Here is an 18,711-nt window from a genome sequence, read left to right as displayed (position 1 = left end):
CCGTGGCGGGTCGGAAGGGGGGAGCGGAACGGAGCGCGCCGGTTCGTTCACGGTGTGTGGCGCCCGGCCGGCCGTGTGCGCTGCGGATACCCCGCGGGGTGAACATCCGGTGACCGCCGGCCACACCCCCGGGCAGGGCTCCGTGACCGGCCGATGGCGGGCAGATCCCTGTGCGGTGATGGGTTCCCCGCGTTGCGGTGGCGTTCACGCGCAGGTCATTCCCGATGCCAACCATCCCAGGTGACAGGGCAGTTGTGCTGCCCGGCCGCCTTCGCGTTCGCACTCGGGGAGCCTGCGTATGTCCCGTATACGGTCCGCCGCCACCTTCGACCGCCGTACGTTCCTCACCGCCACCGGAGCCGTCGGCGCCGCGACCGGGCTGGGGCTCGCCTTCGGCGTCGGCCCGGACCGCCCGGCCCAGGCCGCCGCCGTCACCACCGGACCGGCCCCGGCCGCGCCGGTGCCGGTCGACGCCCCCGCCGTCCCCCATGTGCCGTACACCAAGGGCACCACCCTCGGCAGCGTGTCCGCCCCGCGCGGCAGCGCAGGCTACCGCCGGCTCGCCGACGGCCCCGCATGGAACCGGGTGGTCCGCGCCGACCTGGCCACCGCACACGGCGGGCGCGACCGGCGGCGGACCGCCCTGGCGTCGTTCGTGCAGTTCACCGATCTGCATCTGGTCGATGTGCAGAGCCCGCTGCGCTACGAGTACCTGCGCGCCGAGACCGCCAGCGCCTGGCGGCCGCAGGAGGCGCTGTCCGTGGCCGGCGTCGTCTCGCTGATCGAGCGGGTCAATGCGCTGCCCGGCGGGCCCGCCACCGGCGCCCCGCTGTCCTTCGTGATGACCACCGGCGACAACACCGACAACAACTCCAAGCTGGAGCTGGAGTGGTTCCTGACCGCGATGAGCGGCGGCCGGATCACCCCCAACTCCGGCGACCCGCGCCGCTACGAGGGCGTCCAGGACAGCGGACTGGCGCTGTACTGGCAGCCGGACAGCGCGCTGCGCGACGCCGACAAGAAGCGGGGCTTCCCGCATCTGCACGGCTTCCTCCAGGCGGCGATCCGCACCGTGCACAGCCCCGGCCTGCGGCTGCCCTGGTACTCGACGGTCGGCAACCACGACTCGCTGCCCGGCGGCTGCTACGCCCCCGGCGACCCCTTCTGGACCGAGATCGCCACCGGCGGCCGCAAGCTGGAGACGCTGCCCGCCGCCGAGGCCGCGAAGGTGTGGACGGCGGTCAAGAACGGCCTCGACCCCAAGGGCGCGGACTTCAAGCGCCTGCTGGCCTCGCACAGCAAGCAGGCCAGGAGGGTCACCCCCGACGAGCGGCGCGCCCCCTTCACCCGGGCCGAGTATCTGCGCGCCCATCTCGACCCGGCGCACACCGGCCCCGGCCCGCACGGCCACGGCTACACCTCGGCGGCTTTGTCCGAGGACCGGCTCTACTACACCTTCAAGATCTCCGATGACGTCCTCGGGATCAGCCTGGACACCACCGACCCCGGCGGCCACTACACCGGCTCGGTCGGGGATGGCCAACTGCGCTGGCTGGAAGGGGTGCTGAAGAAGAACGAGAAGGGGGACAAGCGGCACGTCCTGGTCTTCAGCCACCACACCGGCAAGACGATGAACAACACCCAGCCCGACCCGGCCCGCCCGCACGAGAAGCGGCACGGCGGTCCGGAGCTGATCGAGGTGCTGTCCGCGCACCCCCGGGTCGTCGGCTGGATCAACGGCCACAGCCACAAGAACGAGATCATCGCGCACGGCAGCTTCTGGGAGATCTCCACCGCCTCGCACATCGACTTCCCGCAACTGGCCCGGGTCATCGAGCTGGTGGACAACCACGACGGCACGCTGTCGCTGTTCGCCACCCTGGTCGAGTCGGCCGCCCCGCACCGTACGGACTTCACCGACCTCTCGCAGACCGGGCTGGCCGCCCTCTACCGCGAGCTGTCCTTCAACGCGCCCGAAGCCCGTACCGATCTCGCGGGCACGTCCCGGGACCGCAACGTCGAGCTGCTGCTCAAGCGGCGCTGACGGGGCCCGCGCGGCGCGCGGAGCCCCGGGGCGCGTCCCGGCGCCCCGAAGCGCCTCGCTACCGCGGCAGGACCACCACATACGCACCCGGCTCCCGGTCCCCGGCCGCCATCAGGGCCGTACGGACCACCGCGGCCTGCTGGTCCGGCGACTCGCGCAGGGTGCGGGGCAGGCAGCGCACGACGGTGATGCCCAGCCGCTCCAGGTGCTCGCGCTTGTGGAAGAAGGGGGACGCCAGCGGGTCCTCCTCGGGGCGGGGCGCCCGGGTGTCGATCTCCAGGGCCACCCCGTGCTCGGGCCAGAAGGCGTCCACGCCGCCCAGGTGCGGCCCGCCCGGCAGCCGCAGATCGACGTTCCACAGCGGGTCGGGCAGCCCGTGCTCCCGCACCATGGCGTAGAGCCGCTGCTCGGCCAGCGCCCGGCCCTCGGCCAGCAGGGTGTCCACCGCGTCCACCACGTGCGGCCGGGTCAGCAGCCGGGCCCGGCTCAGCTCCCGCACCACCGCGGTCGCCTCGCAGTGGCCGCCGCGGACCGCCTCGGTCAGCAGCCGGCGCACGGTGGGGGCGTCGGTGAGCCCGCCGACCGCGTCCGCCAGTGCGCGCGGCACCGGCGCGGCCGGTACCCCGGTGATCTCCTGCGCGACGGGCAGCTCCACGGCCCGCAGGATCCGCGCGAAACCGGTCGAGCGCAGCCGCCGGGTGCGCGACACCAGCACGTCGATGCGGTCCAGGCCGAGCAGCGCGGGCGCCTCGGCGAAGCCGTGCAGGGCGAGCGCCGCCAGACCCGTGATCATCGCCTCGGGGGCGTCCTCGGACGCGGCGCCCTGCCGGGGCACGGTCGGCCCCCGATGACTGGCGTAGAGCAGCACCGCCTGTAGCCGTTCCTCGCTGGTGGGCGGCCCGGGGTGCAGCAGATAGACGCCCGGCAGCAGTTGCTGCCAGGGGCCGCCGGCGCGGCAGCGTTCGGTGGTCTCCGCCGCCGGGATGCCGTGCTCCCGCAGCTGACGGGTGGTCATCACCCGGCTGTGGACGTCGGAGAGGTGGCGGAGGGGGAGGGGCGAGAGCGGGGTGTCGTGGTTCATGCGGGCCAGATTCCCGCGCCCGCTCCGCCGCCTAACCGCTGTTACACGCTCGTACCACAAACCGGACAACCCTGTACTAAAGTACGGGCGTTCGACTGCCGAAAAGGGCTGGTCGCCACGGGGGTTACGGCCTGGCCCCGGCCGCCGCGTCACAAGCCTGTGCCCGCAGTGCCCGGGCCAGATCGTCCCGCTCCTCCAGGACCATCCGGCGCAGCGCGGGCGCCGCCCGGTCGTGCTCCGCCAGCCAGCGGTCCGCGGCGTCCAGCGTGGAGCGCTCCGCCAGCCAGTCCGGGAACAGCCCGCGCACCACATCCATCCCGATCTCGATGGACCGCTCCCGCCACACCCGCTCGATGGCCTCGAAGTAGCGCGGCGCGTAGGGCACCAGCAGCTCCTGCTGCCCCGGCTGCGCGAAGCCCGCGATGGTCGCCTCCACCAGCGCGTTCGACAGCGCGTCGGACTCCACGACCTGCTGCCACGCCTGCTCCTTGACCTCGGCCGAGGGCCGGGCCGCAAGGCAGCGCACCTGGTGGCGCCGGCCCGACGCGGTGTCGTCACGGGCCAGCTCCGCGGCGATCACGGACGCGTCCGCGAGACCGTGCGCGGCCAGCGGCTCCAGCAGGGTCCAGCGCAGCTCCTGGTCCACGTCCAGGCCGTCGATCTTCGCCGTGCCGTCCAGCAGGCCCTGGACCAACTGGAGATCGGCGGGGACCGCGGCGACGGCGGCGAAGTGCCGGGCCCAGGTGAGCTGATGGCCGCTGCCGGGCTCGGCCAGCCGCAGCTGCCGCAGCGCGCCCTCGGCCAGCTCCCGGGCGGCGCGCTCGCGGTGCTCGGGCGCCGCGTAGTGCTCCAGCGCGGCCTGCGCCTGGTCGTGCAGCGACTGCAGCACCCCGATGTCGGTCTCCCGGCCGGCGAACCGCCGCACCAGGTCGAGGTAGTCGCGGGCCGGCATCAGCCCGTCCCGGGTCAGTCCCCACAGCGCCGCCCAGCACAGCGCCCGCGCCATCGGGTCGGCCAGATCGCCGAGCCGGGCCCGCAGGGTGGCCAGCGACCCCTCGTCGAAACGGACCTTGCCGTACGTCAGGTCCTCGTCGTTGACCAGGATCAGCTCCGGCCGCTCCAGACCGGCCAGCTCCGGCACCGCCGTGCGCGGACCGGAGACGTCCACCTCGGCGCGGGCGTAACGCACCAGTGCCGAGTCCGCCTCCTGCCGGCGGTAGAGGCCCACCGCGACCCGGTGCGGCCGCAGTGCGGGGTGCGAGGGCGCCGCCTCCTGGAGGATGCCCAGCTCGGTGATCCGGTCCTGGGCGTCATAGGTGACCTGCGGGGTGAGGGAGTTGACGCCCGCGGTCTCCAGCCAGGCCCGCGACCATTCCGCCAGGTCCCGCCCGGAGGTCTCCTCCAGCACCGTCAGCAGGTCCGTGAGCCGGGTGTTGCCGTAGGCGTGCCGCTTGAAGTAGCGCCGGGCGCCCTCCAGGAACGCCTCCTGCCCCACGTACGCCACCAGCTGCTTGAGCACCGCGGCGCCCTTGGCGTAGGTGATGCCGTCGAAGTTGAGCTTGGCGTCCTCCAGGTCACGGATGTCGGCGGTGACCGGGTGGGTGGAGGGCAGCTGGTCGGCGCGGTAGGCCCAGGACTTGCGCCGGTTGGCGAAGGTGATCCAGCCGTCAGTGAAGCGCGTCGCCTCCACCTGCGCGAAGGCCCCCATGAAGTCCGCGTAGGACTCCTTCAGCCACAGGTCGTCCCACCACTGCATGGTGACCAGGTCGCCGAACCACATGTGCGCCATCTCGTGCAGGATGACGTTGGCCCGCCGCTCGTAGGACGCCTCGGTCACCTTCCCGCGGAAGATGAACTCCTCGCGGAAGGTGACACAGCCCGGGTTCTCCATCGCACCGAGGTTGTACTCCGGGACGAACGCCTGGTCGTACTTCCCGAAGGGGTACGGGAAGTCGAAGTGGTCGTGGAAGAAGTCCAGGCCCTGCTTGGTGACGGTGAAGACGTCGTCCGCGTCGAAGTGCTTCGCCAGCCCCTTGCGGCACAGCGCGCCCAGCGGGATCTCCAGCGTGGTGCCGTCCTTGAAGGTGCGGCGGTAGCTGTCGGAGACGTAGTGGTACGGGCCGGCGACCACGGCCGTGATGTACGTGGAGATCGGCCGGGTCGTCGCGAAGCGGTGCCGGCCGCCCTCGGCCGCGCCGTCCTGTGCGCCGTTGCTGAGCACCACCCAGCCCTCGGGCGCGGTCACCTCGAAGGTGAACGGCGCCTTCAGATCGGGCTGTTCGAAATTGGCGAAGACCCGGCGGGAATCGGCGGGTTCGTACTGGGTGTAGAGGTAGACCTCGCCGTCCTCGGGGTCCACGAAGCGGTGCAGCCCCTCACCGGTCCGGCTGTAGGCGCACTGCGCGTCGACGACGAGGACGTTCTCGGCGGCCAGCGCGTCCAGCGTGATCCGGGTGCCGTCGAAGACCGCTGCGGGGTCCAGCTCCCGGCCGTTGAGGGTGACGGCGGTGACCGACGGTGCCAGCAGGTCCGCAAAGGTGGCGGCGCCGGGCTCGGCGCAGCGGAAGCGGATGGTCGTCCGGGAGCGGAAGGTGTCCGCGTCCGCACCCTGGGCGAGCGCCGAGCGGACGTCCAGCGCCACGTCGTAGGCGTCGACGCTCAGCAGCCGGCCGCGCTCCCGCGCCTCGTCCCGGGACAGATTCTCACCTGGCACGACGTGACTCCCTCATGCTCGTCTCGGATATCGAACACGGGGAATCATGGCACGCCCCCCGGCGGTTGAACCGTGCACATATAAGCTCCGTTGCCGCACCGCTCTCAAGAGGAGACCCCGTGTCCGAGACCGCGAAGACCCCCGCAGACTTCTGGTTCGACCCGCTGTGCCCCTGGGCGTGGATGACCTCCCGCTGGATGCTGGAGGTGGAGAAGGTCCGCCCGGTCGATGTGCGCTGGCACGTGATGAGTCTGGCGGTGCTCAACGAGGACAAGCTGGACGAGCTCCCGGAGAACTACCGCGAGCTGCTGGCGACCGCCTGGGGCCCGGTGCGGGTGTGCATCGCCGCCGAGCAGCAGCACGGCAGCGAGGTGCTCGGCCCGCTCTACACCGCGCTCGGCACCCGCCTGCACAACCGCGGCCTGGACCGCACCCGCGAGACGCTCGTCGACGCCCTGAAGGAAGCCGGTCTGCCCGCCGAACTGGCCGACGCCGCGGACTCCGACGCCTACGACGCGCAGCTGCGCGCCTCCCACAAGGAGGGCATCGACCTGGTCGGCCAGGAGGTCGGCACCCCCGTCATCGCCGTCCCCGGCCACGACGGCGAGCAGATCGCCTTCTTCGGCCCGGTCGTCACCCCCGCCCCCAAGGGCGAGGAGGCCGCCAAGCTGTGGGACGGGACGCTGATGGTCGCCTCGATCCCCGGCTTCTACGAGATCAAGCGGACGCGGACCCAGGGGCCGATTTTCGACTGATGTCCATGTTTCGGCTGACGTCCATGTACTGATGCCCATGGGAGCGCCCCCGCACGTATCGGACGTGCGGGGGCGCTCCGTCATTCCGCCTGCCAGGTGAAGGGTGAGAAGACGATCACGAGGCAGGACGACCGGTGACGCCGGCAGGGGCGTTACGGGGCCAGCAGCAGGTTGTGCGCGCGCTGCTTGGCGGACGCGTAGCGCCTGGCGACGTCCTGCCAGTTCACGACCTGCCACATGGCCTCGATGAAGTCCACCTTCTGGTTCTTGTACTGCAGGTAGAAGGCGTGCTCCCAGGCGTCGAAGACCAGGATCGGGACCGAGCCCTGCCCGACGTTGCCCTGGTGGTCGTAGATCTGCTCCACGATCAGCCGGCCGGTGACCGGTTCGTAGGCCAGGACGCCCCAGCCGGAGCCCTGGGTGGTGGCCGCCGCCTTGGTCAGCTGGGCCTTGAAGCCGGCGTACGAGCCGAAGCTCTCGGCAAGGGCGTCGGCCAGCTCGCCCACGCCGTCCTTCTCGTGCGGCTCGCCGCCGCCGTCGCCGGTCATGTTGTGCCAGTAGATGCTGTGCAGGATGTGGCCGGAGAGGTGGAACGCGAGGTTCTTCTCCAGGCCGTTGATGCTGCCCCACGCTTCCTTGTCGCGGGCCTCGGCGAGCTGCTCCAGGGTGTCGTTCGCGCCCTTCACATACGCCGCGTGGTGCTTGTCGTGGTGCAGCTCGATGATCTCGGGGCTGATGACCGGAGCCAGCGCCGCGTAGTCGTACGGAAGTTCAGGAAGTGTGTAGGTGGCCATGCCGATCCCGCCTCCAAGCTGCGTAGATGCAGTAGTTGCAAACAATGTGCAAGAGCACGCTATCAGCAGGAGTGATCACCGGCCGGTGACGGGACCGGGCTGGTCCCAAAGACGGAGGCGGGGCGGGACCTCGGAAGGAGGTCCCGCCCCGCCTGTGGGGAATCCGGCGAGAGTCAGTGCTTGGTGAGGTCCCCGCCGCTGCTCAGCGACCGCTGCCGAACCAGGCCGATGACCGTCAGCACGAGCCCGAAGCCACCGGTGAACAGCAGCTGGATCCGCTGGTTCTCATCGCGCAGCATCAGCAGCAGCACCGCGGCGACACCCGCCAGCGCCACCCAGGTCAGCACCGGGAAGGCCCACATCTTCACCACGAGCTTCTCCGGCGCCTCACGCTCCAGCGTCCGCCGCATCCGCAGTTGGGCGGCGGCGATGAAGCCCCACACCACCAGCACGGCCGCGCCGACCATGTTCAGCAGCCACTGGAAGACCGTGTCGGGCCACAGGAAGCTCAGCAGCACCGCGACGAAACCGAACGCGGAGCACATCAGCACCGCCCGGCGCGGCACCCCGCCGCTGACCTTCGCCAGGAACGCCGGGCCCTGGCCGCGGGCGGTCAGCGAGAAGGCCATCCGGGACGAGCCGTAGAGGTTGGCGTTCATCGCGGACAGCAGGGCCACCAGGATGACCACGTTCATGATCTGGCCGGCCGCCGGGATGTCGAGGTAGTCCAGCACCGCGACGTAGGGGCCGCTCTTGGCGATCGAGGAGTCGTTCCAGGGGATGACGGTGACGATGATGGCCATCGAGCCCACGTAGAAGAGGGCGATCCGCCACATCGCGGTCCGCACCGCACGCGCGACCCCGCGCACCGGGTCCTTGGACTCGGCGGCCGCGATGGTCACCGTCTCCAGGCCGCCGTAGGCGAACACCGAGGCCAGCAGGCCGACCATCAGGCCGTTCAGGCCCTTGGGGAGGAAGCCGCCGTCGCCGGTGAGGTGCGCGGTGCCCGGCGCATGGGTGCCGGGGAGCACGCCGAAGATGGCCAGCAGACCCAGGATCAGGAAGATGCCGATCGCCGCGACCTTCAGGGCGGCGAACCAGAACTCGAACTCACCGAAGTTGCTGACCGCGGCCAGGTTCGTACCGGTGAAGATCACCATGAACAGCAGCACCCACATCCACGGCTGGGTGCCCGGGAACCACTGGACCATGACGTCCGCGGCGCCCAGCGCCTCGGCGGCCACCGCCACGCACAGCAGCGCGGTGAACATCCAGCCCACCGTGAATCCGGCCCAGGAGCCGATGGAGCGCTCGGCGTGCACGGAGAAGGAGCCGGAGGCCGGATTGGCCGCGGCCATCTCCCCGAGCATCCGCATGACCAGCATGACCAGGGCGCCGGAGACGGCATAGGCCAGCACGATCGAGGGGCCGGCCGCCGCGATGCCCTCGCGCGAGCCGACGAACAGGCCCGCGCCGATCACCCCGCCCAGGGCGATCATCGAGAGGTGGCGCTGCTTGAGGCCGTTGGACAGCGTGGAGCCGCTGTCGGGGCCGGCGCCCTGAACCGCGTCGGCCTGCTCGCGCGCGGCGGCGGCGGACGAGGGTGTCCGATTCATGTGGTTCCTGTCCCAGTTGGTGAGAGCGGAGCAAGGCGTTACTGCGTTCTCCCGGGGCCGCGAGCGGTGCGACGGTGCTGCCGGGCCCCCTGGACCCCGGTGGGGCGGCAGGTCACATGGGCCTGCCGACAGCACTCCGGGGTCCTCGGCAAAGCGGGCCCAGTTTGGGTGCCGGTGTCCGCTCAGGGCAACAGTCGTGCAGCGAATGTTCGGTATTCAGACGTGATCGTCACCGTGGGTATCCGAATGGTCGTCGGTTGCCACGCGGCGTGATCCCCGTCTCGGGCGTCAGCGGCTCGCGCGCCGCTCCCGGAGCGCCCGCAGCCCCGCGACGAGCAGCACCGCGCCGGTCGCCCCGGCCGACCACAGCAGCTGCGGACGGGCCGCGTCATCGGTCAGCATCAGCACCAGCACGGCACCCATGGCCACCAGCGCCGCCCAGGTCAGATACGGGAAGGCCCACATCCGCAGGGCCAGTTGCCCCGGCGCCTCGCGCTCGATGCGCCCCCGCAGCCGCAGTTGGGAGACGGCGATCAGCGCCCAGACGAACAACAGCACCGCGCCGACCGCGTTGAGCATGTAGAGGAACACCGAATCCGGCCATTCGAGATTCAGCAGCACCGAGACGAAGCCGAAGGCCACCGAGGCCAGCACCGCCCGGCGCGGCACCCCTCCGCCCGACACCGTCAGCAGTGCGCGCGGCGCCTCACCCCGTTCGGCCAGTGAGAACACCATCCGCGAGGAGCCGTAGAGGTTGGCGTTCAGCGCGGAGAGCAGCGCCACGAACACCACGATGTTCATGATCTGGCCGGCCCCCGGCACACCGATGCTGTCCAGCACCGCCACATACGGGCTCTTGCCCGGCTGCATCGACGACCACGGCAGCAGCGTCACGATGACCACCATCGAGCCGACGTAGAAGAACAGGATGCGCCACACCGCACTGCGCACCGCCCGGCCCACCGCGCGCGCCGGGTCGTCCGACTCGGCCGCGGCGATGGTGACGACCTCCAGGCCGCCGAAGGCGAACACCACCGCCAGGACCCCGGAGACCACCCCGCCCCAGCCGTGCGGCAGCAGACCGCCGTGCCCGGTGAGGTTGCTCAGCCCGACCGGTTCGGCATCCGGCAGCACCCCGAAGACCGCCAGCAGGCTCAGCGCCAGGAACAGCACGATCGCGGTGACCTTCAGGGCGGCGAACCAGAACTCGAACTCCCCGAAGTTCTTCACCGCGGAGAGGTTGGCGGCGGTGAAGACGGTCATGAAGAGCAGCACCCAGGCCCACTGCGGCACCGCCGGCACCCAGCCGTTCGCGATCTGCGCCGCACCGGTGGCCTCCACCGCCAGCACCACGACCAGCAGGAACCAGTACAGCCAGCCGACGCTGAAACCGGCCCAGCGGCCCAGCGCCCGCTCCGCATGCACGGAGAACGCCCCGGAGGCCGGCATCGCCGCCGACATCTCGCCGAGCATCCGCATGACCAGCATCGCCAGCGCGCCCGCGATCAGATACGACAGCACGATCCCCGGCCCGGCCACCGCGATGCCGGCTCCGGACCCCACGAACAGGCCCGCCCCGATCACCCCGCCCAGGCCCAGCATCGTCAGATGGCGCTGCTTGAGGCCCGCGGACAGCGGCTCCTTCTCACCGGCGACCGCGCCAGGGGAGGTGACACCGGGGGAGGCGGCACCGGTCGAGGCGGCACCGGGAGAAGACTCGCCGGCGCGGGTCGGTACGTCGTGCATGGCTCGTACTCTCGCAAGGGCCGGGCGGCGAGGCCGCCGGCAGGTTTTGGGGGAACTCCACAGCTCACCGCGGAGCGGACCCAGTGTCGCCGCAGGTCGCGCGCTACCACAAAACCGGCCCCGGAGCGCGGCCGGGGCCGTGATGAGCATCAGGTGACCTGCAAAGACGTCACACGACTCAACAGGGCCGGGCAGGCTGGCCGTTGTACGGAACTCTCCAAGCGGGCCGGTACGGCTTTGTCATCGCCTCACGATGATCGCCGGCGGTCGGCTGAACTAACGTCGTCGCGTCCCGTCCGATCCTTCTCACCCCCGCGAGGTCCCGATGAGCACTGCTGCCCTCACCTCTCCCGGAGCTGTCCTCGCCGACCTGCTGCCGGCCACCACCGCCTCCCGCGCCCGCGTCCGGGACGCCACGCTGGTGCTCGGTGGCGCCGCGCTCACCGGCATCGCGGCCCAGATCGCCGTCCCCGTCCCCGGCTCCCCGGTCCCGGTCACCGGCCAGACCTTCGCCGCCCTCCTGGTCGGTGCCTCGCTCGGCACCCGCCGCGGTCTGCTGTCGCTGGCGCTGTACGCCGTGGCCGGGATGGCGGGGATGCCGTGGTTCGCCGGCGGTGCCTCCGGCGCCGGCGGGGCCACCTTCGGCTACGTCATGGGCATGCTGCTCGCCGCCGGCCTCGTGGGCGCGCTGGCCCGCCGCGGCGGCGACCGCGGGGTGCTGCGCACCGCCGCCACCATGGCCGCCGGCACCGCCGTGATCTACGCCGTCGGCGTGCCCTACCTGGCGCTGAGCACCGGCATGCCCTTCGGCCAGGCGGTCGCCGTCGGTCTGGTCCCGTTCCTGATCGGTGACGCGCTCAAGGCCGCCCTGGCGATGGGCGCGCTGCCCACCGCCTGGAAGCTGGCGGGCCCCCATTGCGGCTAAACCGCCGCCCCCCTTGCGGCTAAGCCGCCGCCGCTTTCGCGGAGGGGGTTGCTCGCCATCGGGGTTCCTCAATTGATGGCTGAGGTGCCCGATGGCGAAGAGGGCGGGGACCGCACCATTTCGGTATCTCGGTGCGGGCCCCGCCCTCTTCGTGTCGCCGTAGGGCGTTACGCGCCCTTGGTCCCGGCCGCGTCCCGCTCCCGCGGGCGCCGCCGGTCCAGCAGTAGCCCGACCGCCAGCACGACCACGGCCGCGATCACCGACAGCACCATCTGCTTGCGCCCGTCCGGGTCGTAGAACATGTAGCCCACGACGAACACGATCATCGCGATCGTCGCGTAGGTCAGCCACGGGTACAGCCACATCCGCACCGTCAGCCGCTCCGGGGTCTCCCGCTCGATGGTCCGGCGCATCCGCAGCTGCGAGAAGCAGATGACCAGCCACACGAACAGCGCCACCGCGCCGGACGAGTTGAGTAGGAACTGGAAGACGGTGTCCTTCGAGGTGTAGCTGAAGATCGTCGCGACGAAGCCGAAGGCGACCGACGCATAGATGGCGACCGCCGGCACCCCGCCCTTGTTGACGGTGGCGAAGGACTTCGGCGCATCGCCGCGCTCGCCGAGCGAGAACGCCATCCGGGAGGCGGTGTAGAGCCCGGAGTTCAGACAGGACAGCACCGCGGTCAGCACCACGATGTCCATCACGGTGCCCGCGTACGGGATGTCCAGCGACTCCAGCACGGCCACATATGGGCTCTTGGCCACGGCCTTGTCGTTCCACGGCAGCAGCGTCACGATCACGCCGATCGAGCCGAGGTAGAACAGCGCGATCCGCCAGATGACGCTGTTGACGGCCTTGCGGACGGCCTGCACCGGGTTCGGCGCCTCGCTCGCCGCCAGCGTGACGATCTCGCTGCCCATGAAGGAGAAGACCACCAGCAGCATGCCGGAGAGGATCGCTCCGGGGCCGTGCGGCAGGAATCCGCCGTGCCCGGTCAGGTTCGCGACGCCGACCGGGTCATCGCCCGGCGGCAGCCCGAATATCGCCAGCGCGCCGACCACGATGAAGATCACGATCGCGACGACCTTGATGCCGGCGAACCAGAACTCGAACTCGCCGAACGAGCCCACCGATATCAGGTTCGTACCGGTCAGCACGACCATCACCAGCAGCGCCCAGGCCCACTGCGGGACGGCGGGGACCCAGCCGGTGAGGATCGAGGCGGCCGCGGTCGCCTCGACGGCCAGCACGACCGACCAGAAGAACCAGTACAGCCAGCCGATGGTGAAGCCGGCCCAGCGCCCCAACGCCCGGTCGGCGTAGGCGGAGAACGAACCGGACGTGGGGGAGGCGGCGGCCATCTCGCCCAGCATCCGCATCACCAGCACGACCAGCAGCCCGGTCAGTGCGTAGGAGAGCAGAATGCCCGGACCTGCGGCCGCGATACCGGCCCCGGAACCGACGAACAGGCCGGCGCCGATCACCCCGCCGATGGCGATCATCGACAGATGGCGGTTCTTGAGTCCTGCCTGCAGCCCGTCCGGCGACTGCCCCCCGGTGGCTCCGCCGCCGGGATCGCCGACAGGCGGGACCGCTGTGGTGGTGGGGGTGCCCCCTGCTCCTGCGGAGCGTGGGGGAGGGTGCGCGCCCATGAGCACCGTCCTTTGTGGTTCGCGGAAGGGATCTATCGCATTAGATCTTCGTTCTCCGTTGATTGGAAGGCCTAAGGCTGGATTGTTGTGTGAAACCCTGGGTGGTTACGCGATGCGCTTGCGTACGGAAGGCGGGAGCGGTATTCCGTACGCCCGGGCCCGGGACGACCCCGCGCCGCCTGCCCGGCCCCCTCGTGTCACACTCGTCGCATGCGCGTGTACCTCGGCTCCGACCATGCAGGTTTCGACCTCAAGAACCACCTCGTCGAATGGCTCAAGGCCCATGGCCACGAGCCCGTCGACTGCGGTCCCCACATTTACGACGCCCAGGACGACTACCCCCCGTTCTGCCTGCGCGCCGCGGAGAAGACCGCCGCCGACCCGGACAGCCTCGGCATCGTGATCGGCGGCTCCGGCAACGGCGAGCAGATCGCCGCGAACAAGGTCAAGGGTGTACGGGCCGCGCTGGCCTGGAGCGAGGAGACCGCCAAGCTCGGCCGCGAGCACAACAACGCCAACGTGATCTCCGTCGGCGGCCGGATGCACACCGAGGAAGAGGCGACCGCGTTCATCGAGGTCTTCCTCAACACGCCCTACTCGGGCGAGGAGCGGCACACCCGCCGCATCGAGATGCTCTCGGCCTACGAGACCACCGGCGAACTCCCCGCCATCCCCGCCCACCACCCGCAGGGCTGACCACCGCTCGTCCCGCCGCCCGCCCACCCCGGCCTCCGGGGCGGGCGGGCGCGCCCACTGGAGGAACACCCGTGCCCGAGGGGCATACGATCCACCGCCTCGCCCTGGACCACCGCTCCCGTTTCGAGGGCGAAGCGGTCCGGACGAGCAGCCCGCAGGGCAAGTTCGCCGCCGGCGCCGCCCTCGTCGACGGCCAGGTCATGACGACCGCCGAGGCGCACGGCAAACACCTCTTCCTCGGCTTCGGCCGGGACCGCTGGATCCATGTCCACCTCGGCCTCTTCGGCAAGCTCGGCTTCGGCACCGCGCCCGCCCCGCCGCCCACCGACACCGTCCGGCTGCGCCTGGCCACCGCCCACCACCACGCGGACCTGCGCGGACCCACCACCTGCGCGCTGATCACCGACGCCGAGAAGCAGGCGATACACGACCGGCTCGGCCCCGACCCGCTGCGCCCCGGCGACGACGGCACCCGCGCCTGGCAGCGGATCTCCCGCAGCCGGACGACCATCGCGGCGCTGCTGCTCGACCAGAAGATCATCGCAGGCGTCGGCAACGTCTACCGCGCCGAGGTCCTCTTCCGCCATCACATCGACCCCTACCGCCCCGGCCGGGACCTCACCCGCACCGAATGGGACGCCCTCTGGGATGACTTGGTGTTCCTGATGGCCGAGGGCGTCCGGGACAACCGGATCGACACCGTCCGCCCGGAGCATCTCCCCGAGGCCATGGGCCGCCCGCCGCGGGTCGACGACCACGGCGGCGAGGTCTACGTCTACCGCCGCGCCCTGCAGGGCTGCCACATCTGCGGCAGCGAGATCCGCACCGCCGGCCTCGCCGCCCGCAACCTCTTCTGGTGCCCGGGCTGCCAGCCCTCCACCGGCGGCGGCTGACGGTACCCGGCGGCGGCCGCCCAGGCCGCGGCGCCGCACCCGTACGCCGGGGGCCGGCCCCCGGACACGCTCAGAACCCGTGCGGCAGCCAGGGCGCCAGATCCGACCCGAACGCCCTCGACGCGGGCGCCAGCGCACCGGGCCGCAGCTCTTGCACCCGGCCGGCCGCCGCCAGCGCCGTCAGCGCGAAGCCGCCCAGATACGCCGAGCCCAGCTCGCGTACGGACAGCGCCAGTTCGGCCTCGTCGCGGGTCCGTACGCAGGACGCGCCGCTCGCATCACCGGTCAGCCGCCAGCGCCCCTCGTTCCACGGGCAGAACGGATCTGCGACCTCCAGCACCACATCCACCGGCGTCCGGTACGTCCGGGCCGCCAGCGCCGCGCCCACCTCCACCGGCCGGACGAACAGCGACTCCCGCAGCTCCATCCCGCAGCGCCGCATGTCCGCGACGAGCAGCGGCAGCGCATCGTCCACCGGCCGGGTGCGCAGCGACACCGACGACGTCAGATCGATCCCGAACAGAAAGCGCCACAGCGCCGCGTACACCACCGGGTCCAGCGCATCGAGATGCCGGACGACCACCACACCCGACGGCCCGCCCCGCTCCCAGACCGGTTTGACCGCAAAGCGCGCATAGCCCCGCACCTCGCCGTCCACCTCGGCCACCACGCACTGGAGCACCCCGGCCCCGTCCCGGTCATCGGGCGCGTCCTGCACGGCTATCCGCTCCCAGCCGGGCAGCCGGGCGAGCATCCCGGGGCGGGACGGCACCAGCCGGGCGTAGACCCGCTCGCAGTCGGCGAGCGCGGCCGCCGGATCCACCAGCCGCAGCCGCACGTCGTCCATGCCGGGCAGCTCGGGGGCGGCCAGCCGTGCCGTGTCCACGGTCAGCTGCATGTCCAGGGCCGCCGCCCCGTAGCCGAACCGCCCGTAGATCGCCGGCTCCGACGCCGTCAGCACCGCCAGCGGTTCACCGCGCTCGCGGAAATCCGCGAGCTGGTGCCGCATCATCGACCGCAGCAGCCCGCGGCGGCGATGCGTCGGCTGCACACTGACCATGGTGACCCCGGCCGCCGGCACCCCGGCCGCGCCCGGCACGGTGAGCCGGAACGAGAGCGCCCCCGCCGTGGCGACACAGTCGTCGCCGTCCCAGACCCCGATCGAGCGCTCGATCTCGGTGGCCGCCCGCCGGACGGCCCGCTTCTCCGGGGGCAGCGGCAGCTCGCCGAACGCCAGATCCAGCTTGTCGGACCAGTCGTCCCACTCGGCGTCCCGCACGGCCCGCAATTCCGTCGTCATACCCCATCCCTAGCAGGCCGATCTCCGGCCGCGCGACCGGATTTCGAACGGAGTTTCCCGGCAATTGGCCGGGCCGTCGTGCGGCGAATCGACGCGCCGCCGAACGGGTGGATAGGGTCCCAGAGCAATGACAAGCGGCCGGGGCACGGACACCCTGACGGCCCGGATGCACAAAGGTCTGCACCGGGCCCGCATCGGCGTGCGCAAGGCCGGGGTCGACTACTTCCGTGGTGAGGGCTCCGACCGGTTCGCACTGGCGGTCCTGCTCCTGGCCATACCTGCCATCGCCGCGGGCACGCTCCGGTTCCCCGAGTGGATCGCCCCGACCGCCCTGGTCCTCCCGGTCATCGCCGGCGGACTGGTGCTGCGGCCGGCCAACCTCCTCGTGCTGTACGGCGCCTCCGCGACCGCGCTGGTCGTCGAGTCCGCGCTGTTCGGCGCGTATGACGAAGGACCGGACCGGATCACTCCGGGCACCGTGCTGGTGGTCGCCGCGGTCGGGTTCTTCGGGCTGCTGATCGCGCAGTTCCGCAGCCGGGTCGGGGTGCCCTGGCGGCGCGGCGGCACCATGCTCTTCGACCTGCGCGAGCGGATCCGCGTCCAGAGCGAACTGCCCAAGCTGCCCCAGGGCTGGCACCGCGAGATGGCGCTGCGCCCGGCCGGCGGACAGTCCTTCTCCGGCGACTTCGTGGTGGCCTCCCGCACCCACGGCGGCACCATCCTCGAAGTGGTGCTGACCGACGTCTCCGGCAAGGGCATGGACGCCGCCTCCCGCGCGCTGCTGCTGTCCGGCGCCTTCGGCGGCCTGCTCGGCTCGCTGCCGCCGCACGGCTTCCTGCCCGCCGCCAACGGCTATCTGCTGCGCCAGGACTGGGACGAGGGCTTCGCCACCTCCATCCATCTCGTCCTCGACCTGGAATCCGGCGACTACGAGCTGCTCTCCGCCGGGCATCTGCCGGCCCTGCAGCTCAGCGCGGGCACCGGCCGCTGGGAGGAGAAGTCGGGGGAGGGGCCGCTGCTCGGTGTCTACGACGGCGCCCAGTTCGACCCGGTCAAGGGCACGCTGCGGACCGGCGATGTGCTGATGCTGTTCACCGACGGCCTGGTCGAGGCCGCCGACCGCGACATCGCCGAGGGCATCGACCGGCTGACCGGCGAGGCCGACCGCTATGTCGCCAGCGGCTTCGCCGGCGCGGCCTGGCATCTGATCGAGGCCGTCGCCAAGGACGTCAACGACGACCGGGCGCTGCTGCTGATCTGCCGGGACGCCTGACCGACGGCTGACCGGGCCGGGCAGACGCCTGACCGGGCCGCGCGCTCAGGAGCTGACGCGGGCCCGCGCCGTATCGGCCGGGTCCTTACGGAACGCCCAGGCCATCGTCGGCTCCATCGCGAAGCGGAACACCTTGCGGACCGGCGGGGTGCACAAGGCCGTCACGACGGCCCCTGCGATCAGCGTGACCGCGATCTCACCGAGCGGGGTGTGCAGCCAGGCGTAGTCGTCGAACCAGCCCCAGAACCGCGACCCCTTGGCCAGGAAGCCGTGCAGCAGATAGCCGTACAGCGTCCCCGCGCCCAGCACCGTGAACCACGTCCGCCGCGTCGGCACCCAGGAGAAGAAGCAGGCGGTGAGCACGACCGAGCAGCCGAAGAGCGCCAGCGTCATCACGGCGCCGATCCACCAGGTGGTGCCCAACTCCTGGGCGCTGTCCCGGTGGTAGAACCACGCCGAGGTCATCCGGGGCGCCGCCCAGTAGGCCATCACCAGCGCGGCCGCGAAGAGGGGCACCGAGGCGATCCGCACCGCCCGCCGCTGCACCATCGCGAAGTGCTCCGCGCGCAGCGACAGCCCCAGGACGAAGAACGGCAGGAACTGCAGCACCCGCTGGAGGTCCAGATCGTCACCGATGTCGGGTGAGACGGACGCGAGGACGGCGATGGCCACCGCGAGCGGGATCGGCCAGCGCACGATCTGCCACAGCGGGGTGGTCAGCCGCCAGATGAACAGGGCGATCAGGAACCACGTCAGGAACCACGGGTCGAGCAGGCTGATCGGCTGCCCCGGGTCGTTGTCCGCCCAGCGCTTGAAGAAGGCGTAGGCGGTCTCGAAGAGGACATAGGGGACCGCGACCCCGGTGACCAGCCGCTGCAGCCGGTCCTTGCGCATGTCGAAGCTGCGCGAGAAGTAGCCCGAAATGATGATGAAGGCCGGCATGTGGAACGTGTAGACGGTCATGTACAGGGCCTCGGCGGCCCGGCTGCCGTCGGTCAGCGGTTCCCAGGAGTGCCCCATCGCCACCAGCACGATGGCCAGGTACTTCGCGTTGTCGAAGAACGGATTGCGGCTACCGGCTTTGGGGGAGGGCGGCTCGGCCCCCTCCGGCCCGCCGGACGTCCCGGCCGTCGCCTCCGTCCGGTCCGTCTCCGCCGCCGCCCGGGCAGGGGGGAGTACGCGTCGGGGTGTCGGGGCAGCGGAAAACATTGCAGGCACGATAG

The 18,711-nt window shown here is 71.4% G+C and carries 14 protein-coding genes; 6 read left to right on the top strand and 8 right to left on the bottom strand.

All coding sequences use genetic code 11. The features are described 5' to 3' along the window. The first annotated feature begins 298 nt into the window (after positions 1-298). A complete protein-coding gene (locus tag BKA18_RS12470; RefSeq protein ID WP_366043206.1) occupies positions 299-2,044 on the top strand; it encodes a TIGR03767 family metallophosphoesterase in 1,746 nt (581 codons plus the stop codon). Between the two features lie 58 nt (positions 2,045-2,102). Here the strand turns inward: BKA18_RS12470 and BKA18_RS12465 are convergent, their stop codons facing one another. Together BKA18_RS12465 and pepN are read right to left on the bottom strand one after the other, a co-directional pair. Further along, positions 2,103-3,125 (bottom strand): hypothetical protein, encoded by a 1,023-nt coding sequence (locus BKA18_RS12465; protein WP_366043205.1) that lies wholly within the window; start codon positions 3,123-3,125, stop codon positions 2,103-2,105. Positions 3,126-3,249: 124 nt separating this feature from the next. Further along, the gene (gene pepN, locus BKA18_RS12460) at positions 3,250-5,838 is read right to left on the bottom strand and encodes an aminopeptidase N (protein WP_366043204.1); all 2,589 of its coding nucleotides are present in this window, start codon (positions 5,836-5,838) and stop codon (positions 3,250-3,252) included. Positions 5,839-5,957: 119 nt separating this feature from the next. Between pepN and BKA18_RS12455 the strand changes: the two genes are divergently transcribed. Next, positions 5,958-6,593, top strand: a complete 636-nt coding sequence (locus BKA18_RS12455) for a mycothiol-dependent nitroreductase Rv2466c family protein (protein ID WP_366043203.1) — start codon at positions 5,958-5,960, stop codon at positions 6,591-6,593. Positions 6,594-6,745: 152 nt separating this feature from the next. Here BKA18_RS12455 and BKA18_RS12450 read toward each other — a convergent pair whose 3' ends face one another. From BKA18_RS12450 to BKA18_RS12440, 3 genes are all read right to left on the bottom strand, one after another. Continuing rightward, positions 6,746-7,387 (bottom strand): superoxide dismutase, encoded by a 642-nt coding sequence (locus BKA18_RS12450; protein ID WP_006605612.1) that lies wholly within the window; start codon positions 7,385-7,387, stop codon positions 6,746-6,748. Positions 7,388-7,560: 173 nt separating this feature from the next. Continuing rightward, a complete protein-coding gene (locus BKA18_RS12445; RefSeq protein WP_366043201.1) occupies positions 7,561-9,003 on the bottom strand; it encodes an amino acid permease in 1,443 nt (480 codons plus the stop codon). Positions 9,004-9,291: 288 nt separating this feature from the next. Next, entirely contained in the window at positions 9,292-10,749 is a 1,458-nt protein-coding gene (locus BKA18_RS12440; protein ID WP_366043200.1) for an amino acid permease, read from the bottom strand. A 325-nt stretch (positions 10,750-11,074) separates the two neighbouring features. Between BKA18_RS12440 and BKA18_RS12435 the strand changes: the two genes are divergently transcribed. Then, complete coding sequence (locus tag BKA18_RS12435; protein WP_366043199.1) at positions 11,075-11,674, top strand: biotin transporter BioY; 600 nt, start codon at positions 11,075-11,077, stop codon at positions 11,672-11,674. A 167-nt stretch (positions 11,675-11,841) separates the two neighbouring features. Here the strand turns inward: BKA18_RS12435 and BKA18_RS12430 are convergent, their stop codons facing one another. Further along, positions 11,842-13,326 (bottom strand): amino acid permease, encoded by a 1,485-nt coding sequence (locus BKA18_RS12430; RefSeq protein ID WP_366043197.1) that lies wholly within the window; start codon positions 13,324-13,326, stop codon positions 11,842-11,844. A gap of 210 nt (positions 13,327-13,536) precedes the next feature. Between BKA18_RS12430 and BKA18_RS12425 the strand changes: the two genes are divergently transcribed. Together BKA18_RS12425 and BKA18_RS12420 are read left to right on the top strand one after the other, a co-directional pair. Further along, positions 13,537-14,022, top strand: a complete 486-nt coding sequence (locus BKA18_RS12425) for a ribose-5-phosphate isomerase (protein ID WP_006605617.1) — start codon at positions 13,537-13,539, stop codon at positions 14,020-14,022. A gap of 71 nt (positions 14,023-14,093) precedes the next feature. Beyond that, positions 14,094-14,915, top strand: coding sequence for an Fpg/Nei family DNA glycosylase (locus tag BKA18_RS12420; protein WP_366043196.1), 822 nt, complete (start codon positions 14,094-14,096; stop codon positions 14,913-14,915). A gap of 70 nt (positions 14,916-14,985) precedes the next feature. On the opposite strand, the gene BKA18_RS12415 is transcribed toward BKA18_RS12420, so the two are convergent. Continuing rightward, entirely contained in the window at positions 14,986-16,215 is a 1,230-nt protein-coding gene (locus tag BKA18_RS12415) for a GNAT family N-acetyltransferase (protein ID WP_366043194.1), read from the bottom strand. 127 nt (positions 16,216-16,342) lie between these two features. Here BKA18_RS12415 and BKA18_RS12410 point away from each other — a divergent pair, with 127 nt between their 5' ends. After that, a complete protein-coding gene (locus BKA18_RS12410; RefSeq protein ID WP_006605620.1) occupies positions 16,343-17,488 on the top strand; it encodes a PP2C family protein-serine/threonine phosphatase in 1,146 nt (381 codons plus the stop codon). Between the two features lie 45 nt (positions 17,489-17,533). On the opposite strand, the gene BKA18_RS12405 is transcribed toward BKA18_RS12410, so the two are convergent. Further along, positions 17,534-18,697, bottom strand: a complete 1,164-nt coding sequence (locus tag BKA18_RS12405; protein ID WP_366043193.1) for an acyltransferase family protein — start codon at positions 18,695-18,697, stop codon at positions 17,534-17,536. Positions 18,698-18,711: the final 14 nt, after the last annotated feature.

This window comes from Streptomyces auratus (assembly GCF_050433025.1).
Classification (GTDB): domain Bacteria; phylum Actinomycetota; class Actinomycetes; order Streptomycetales; family Streptomycetaceae; genus Streptomyces; species Streptomyces sioyaensis.
This window is presented reverse-complemented; position numbering and strand designations above follow the sequence as displayed.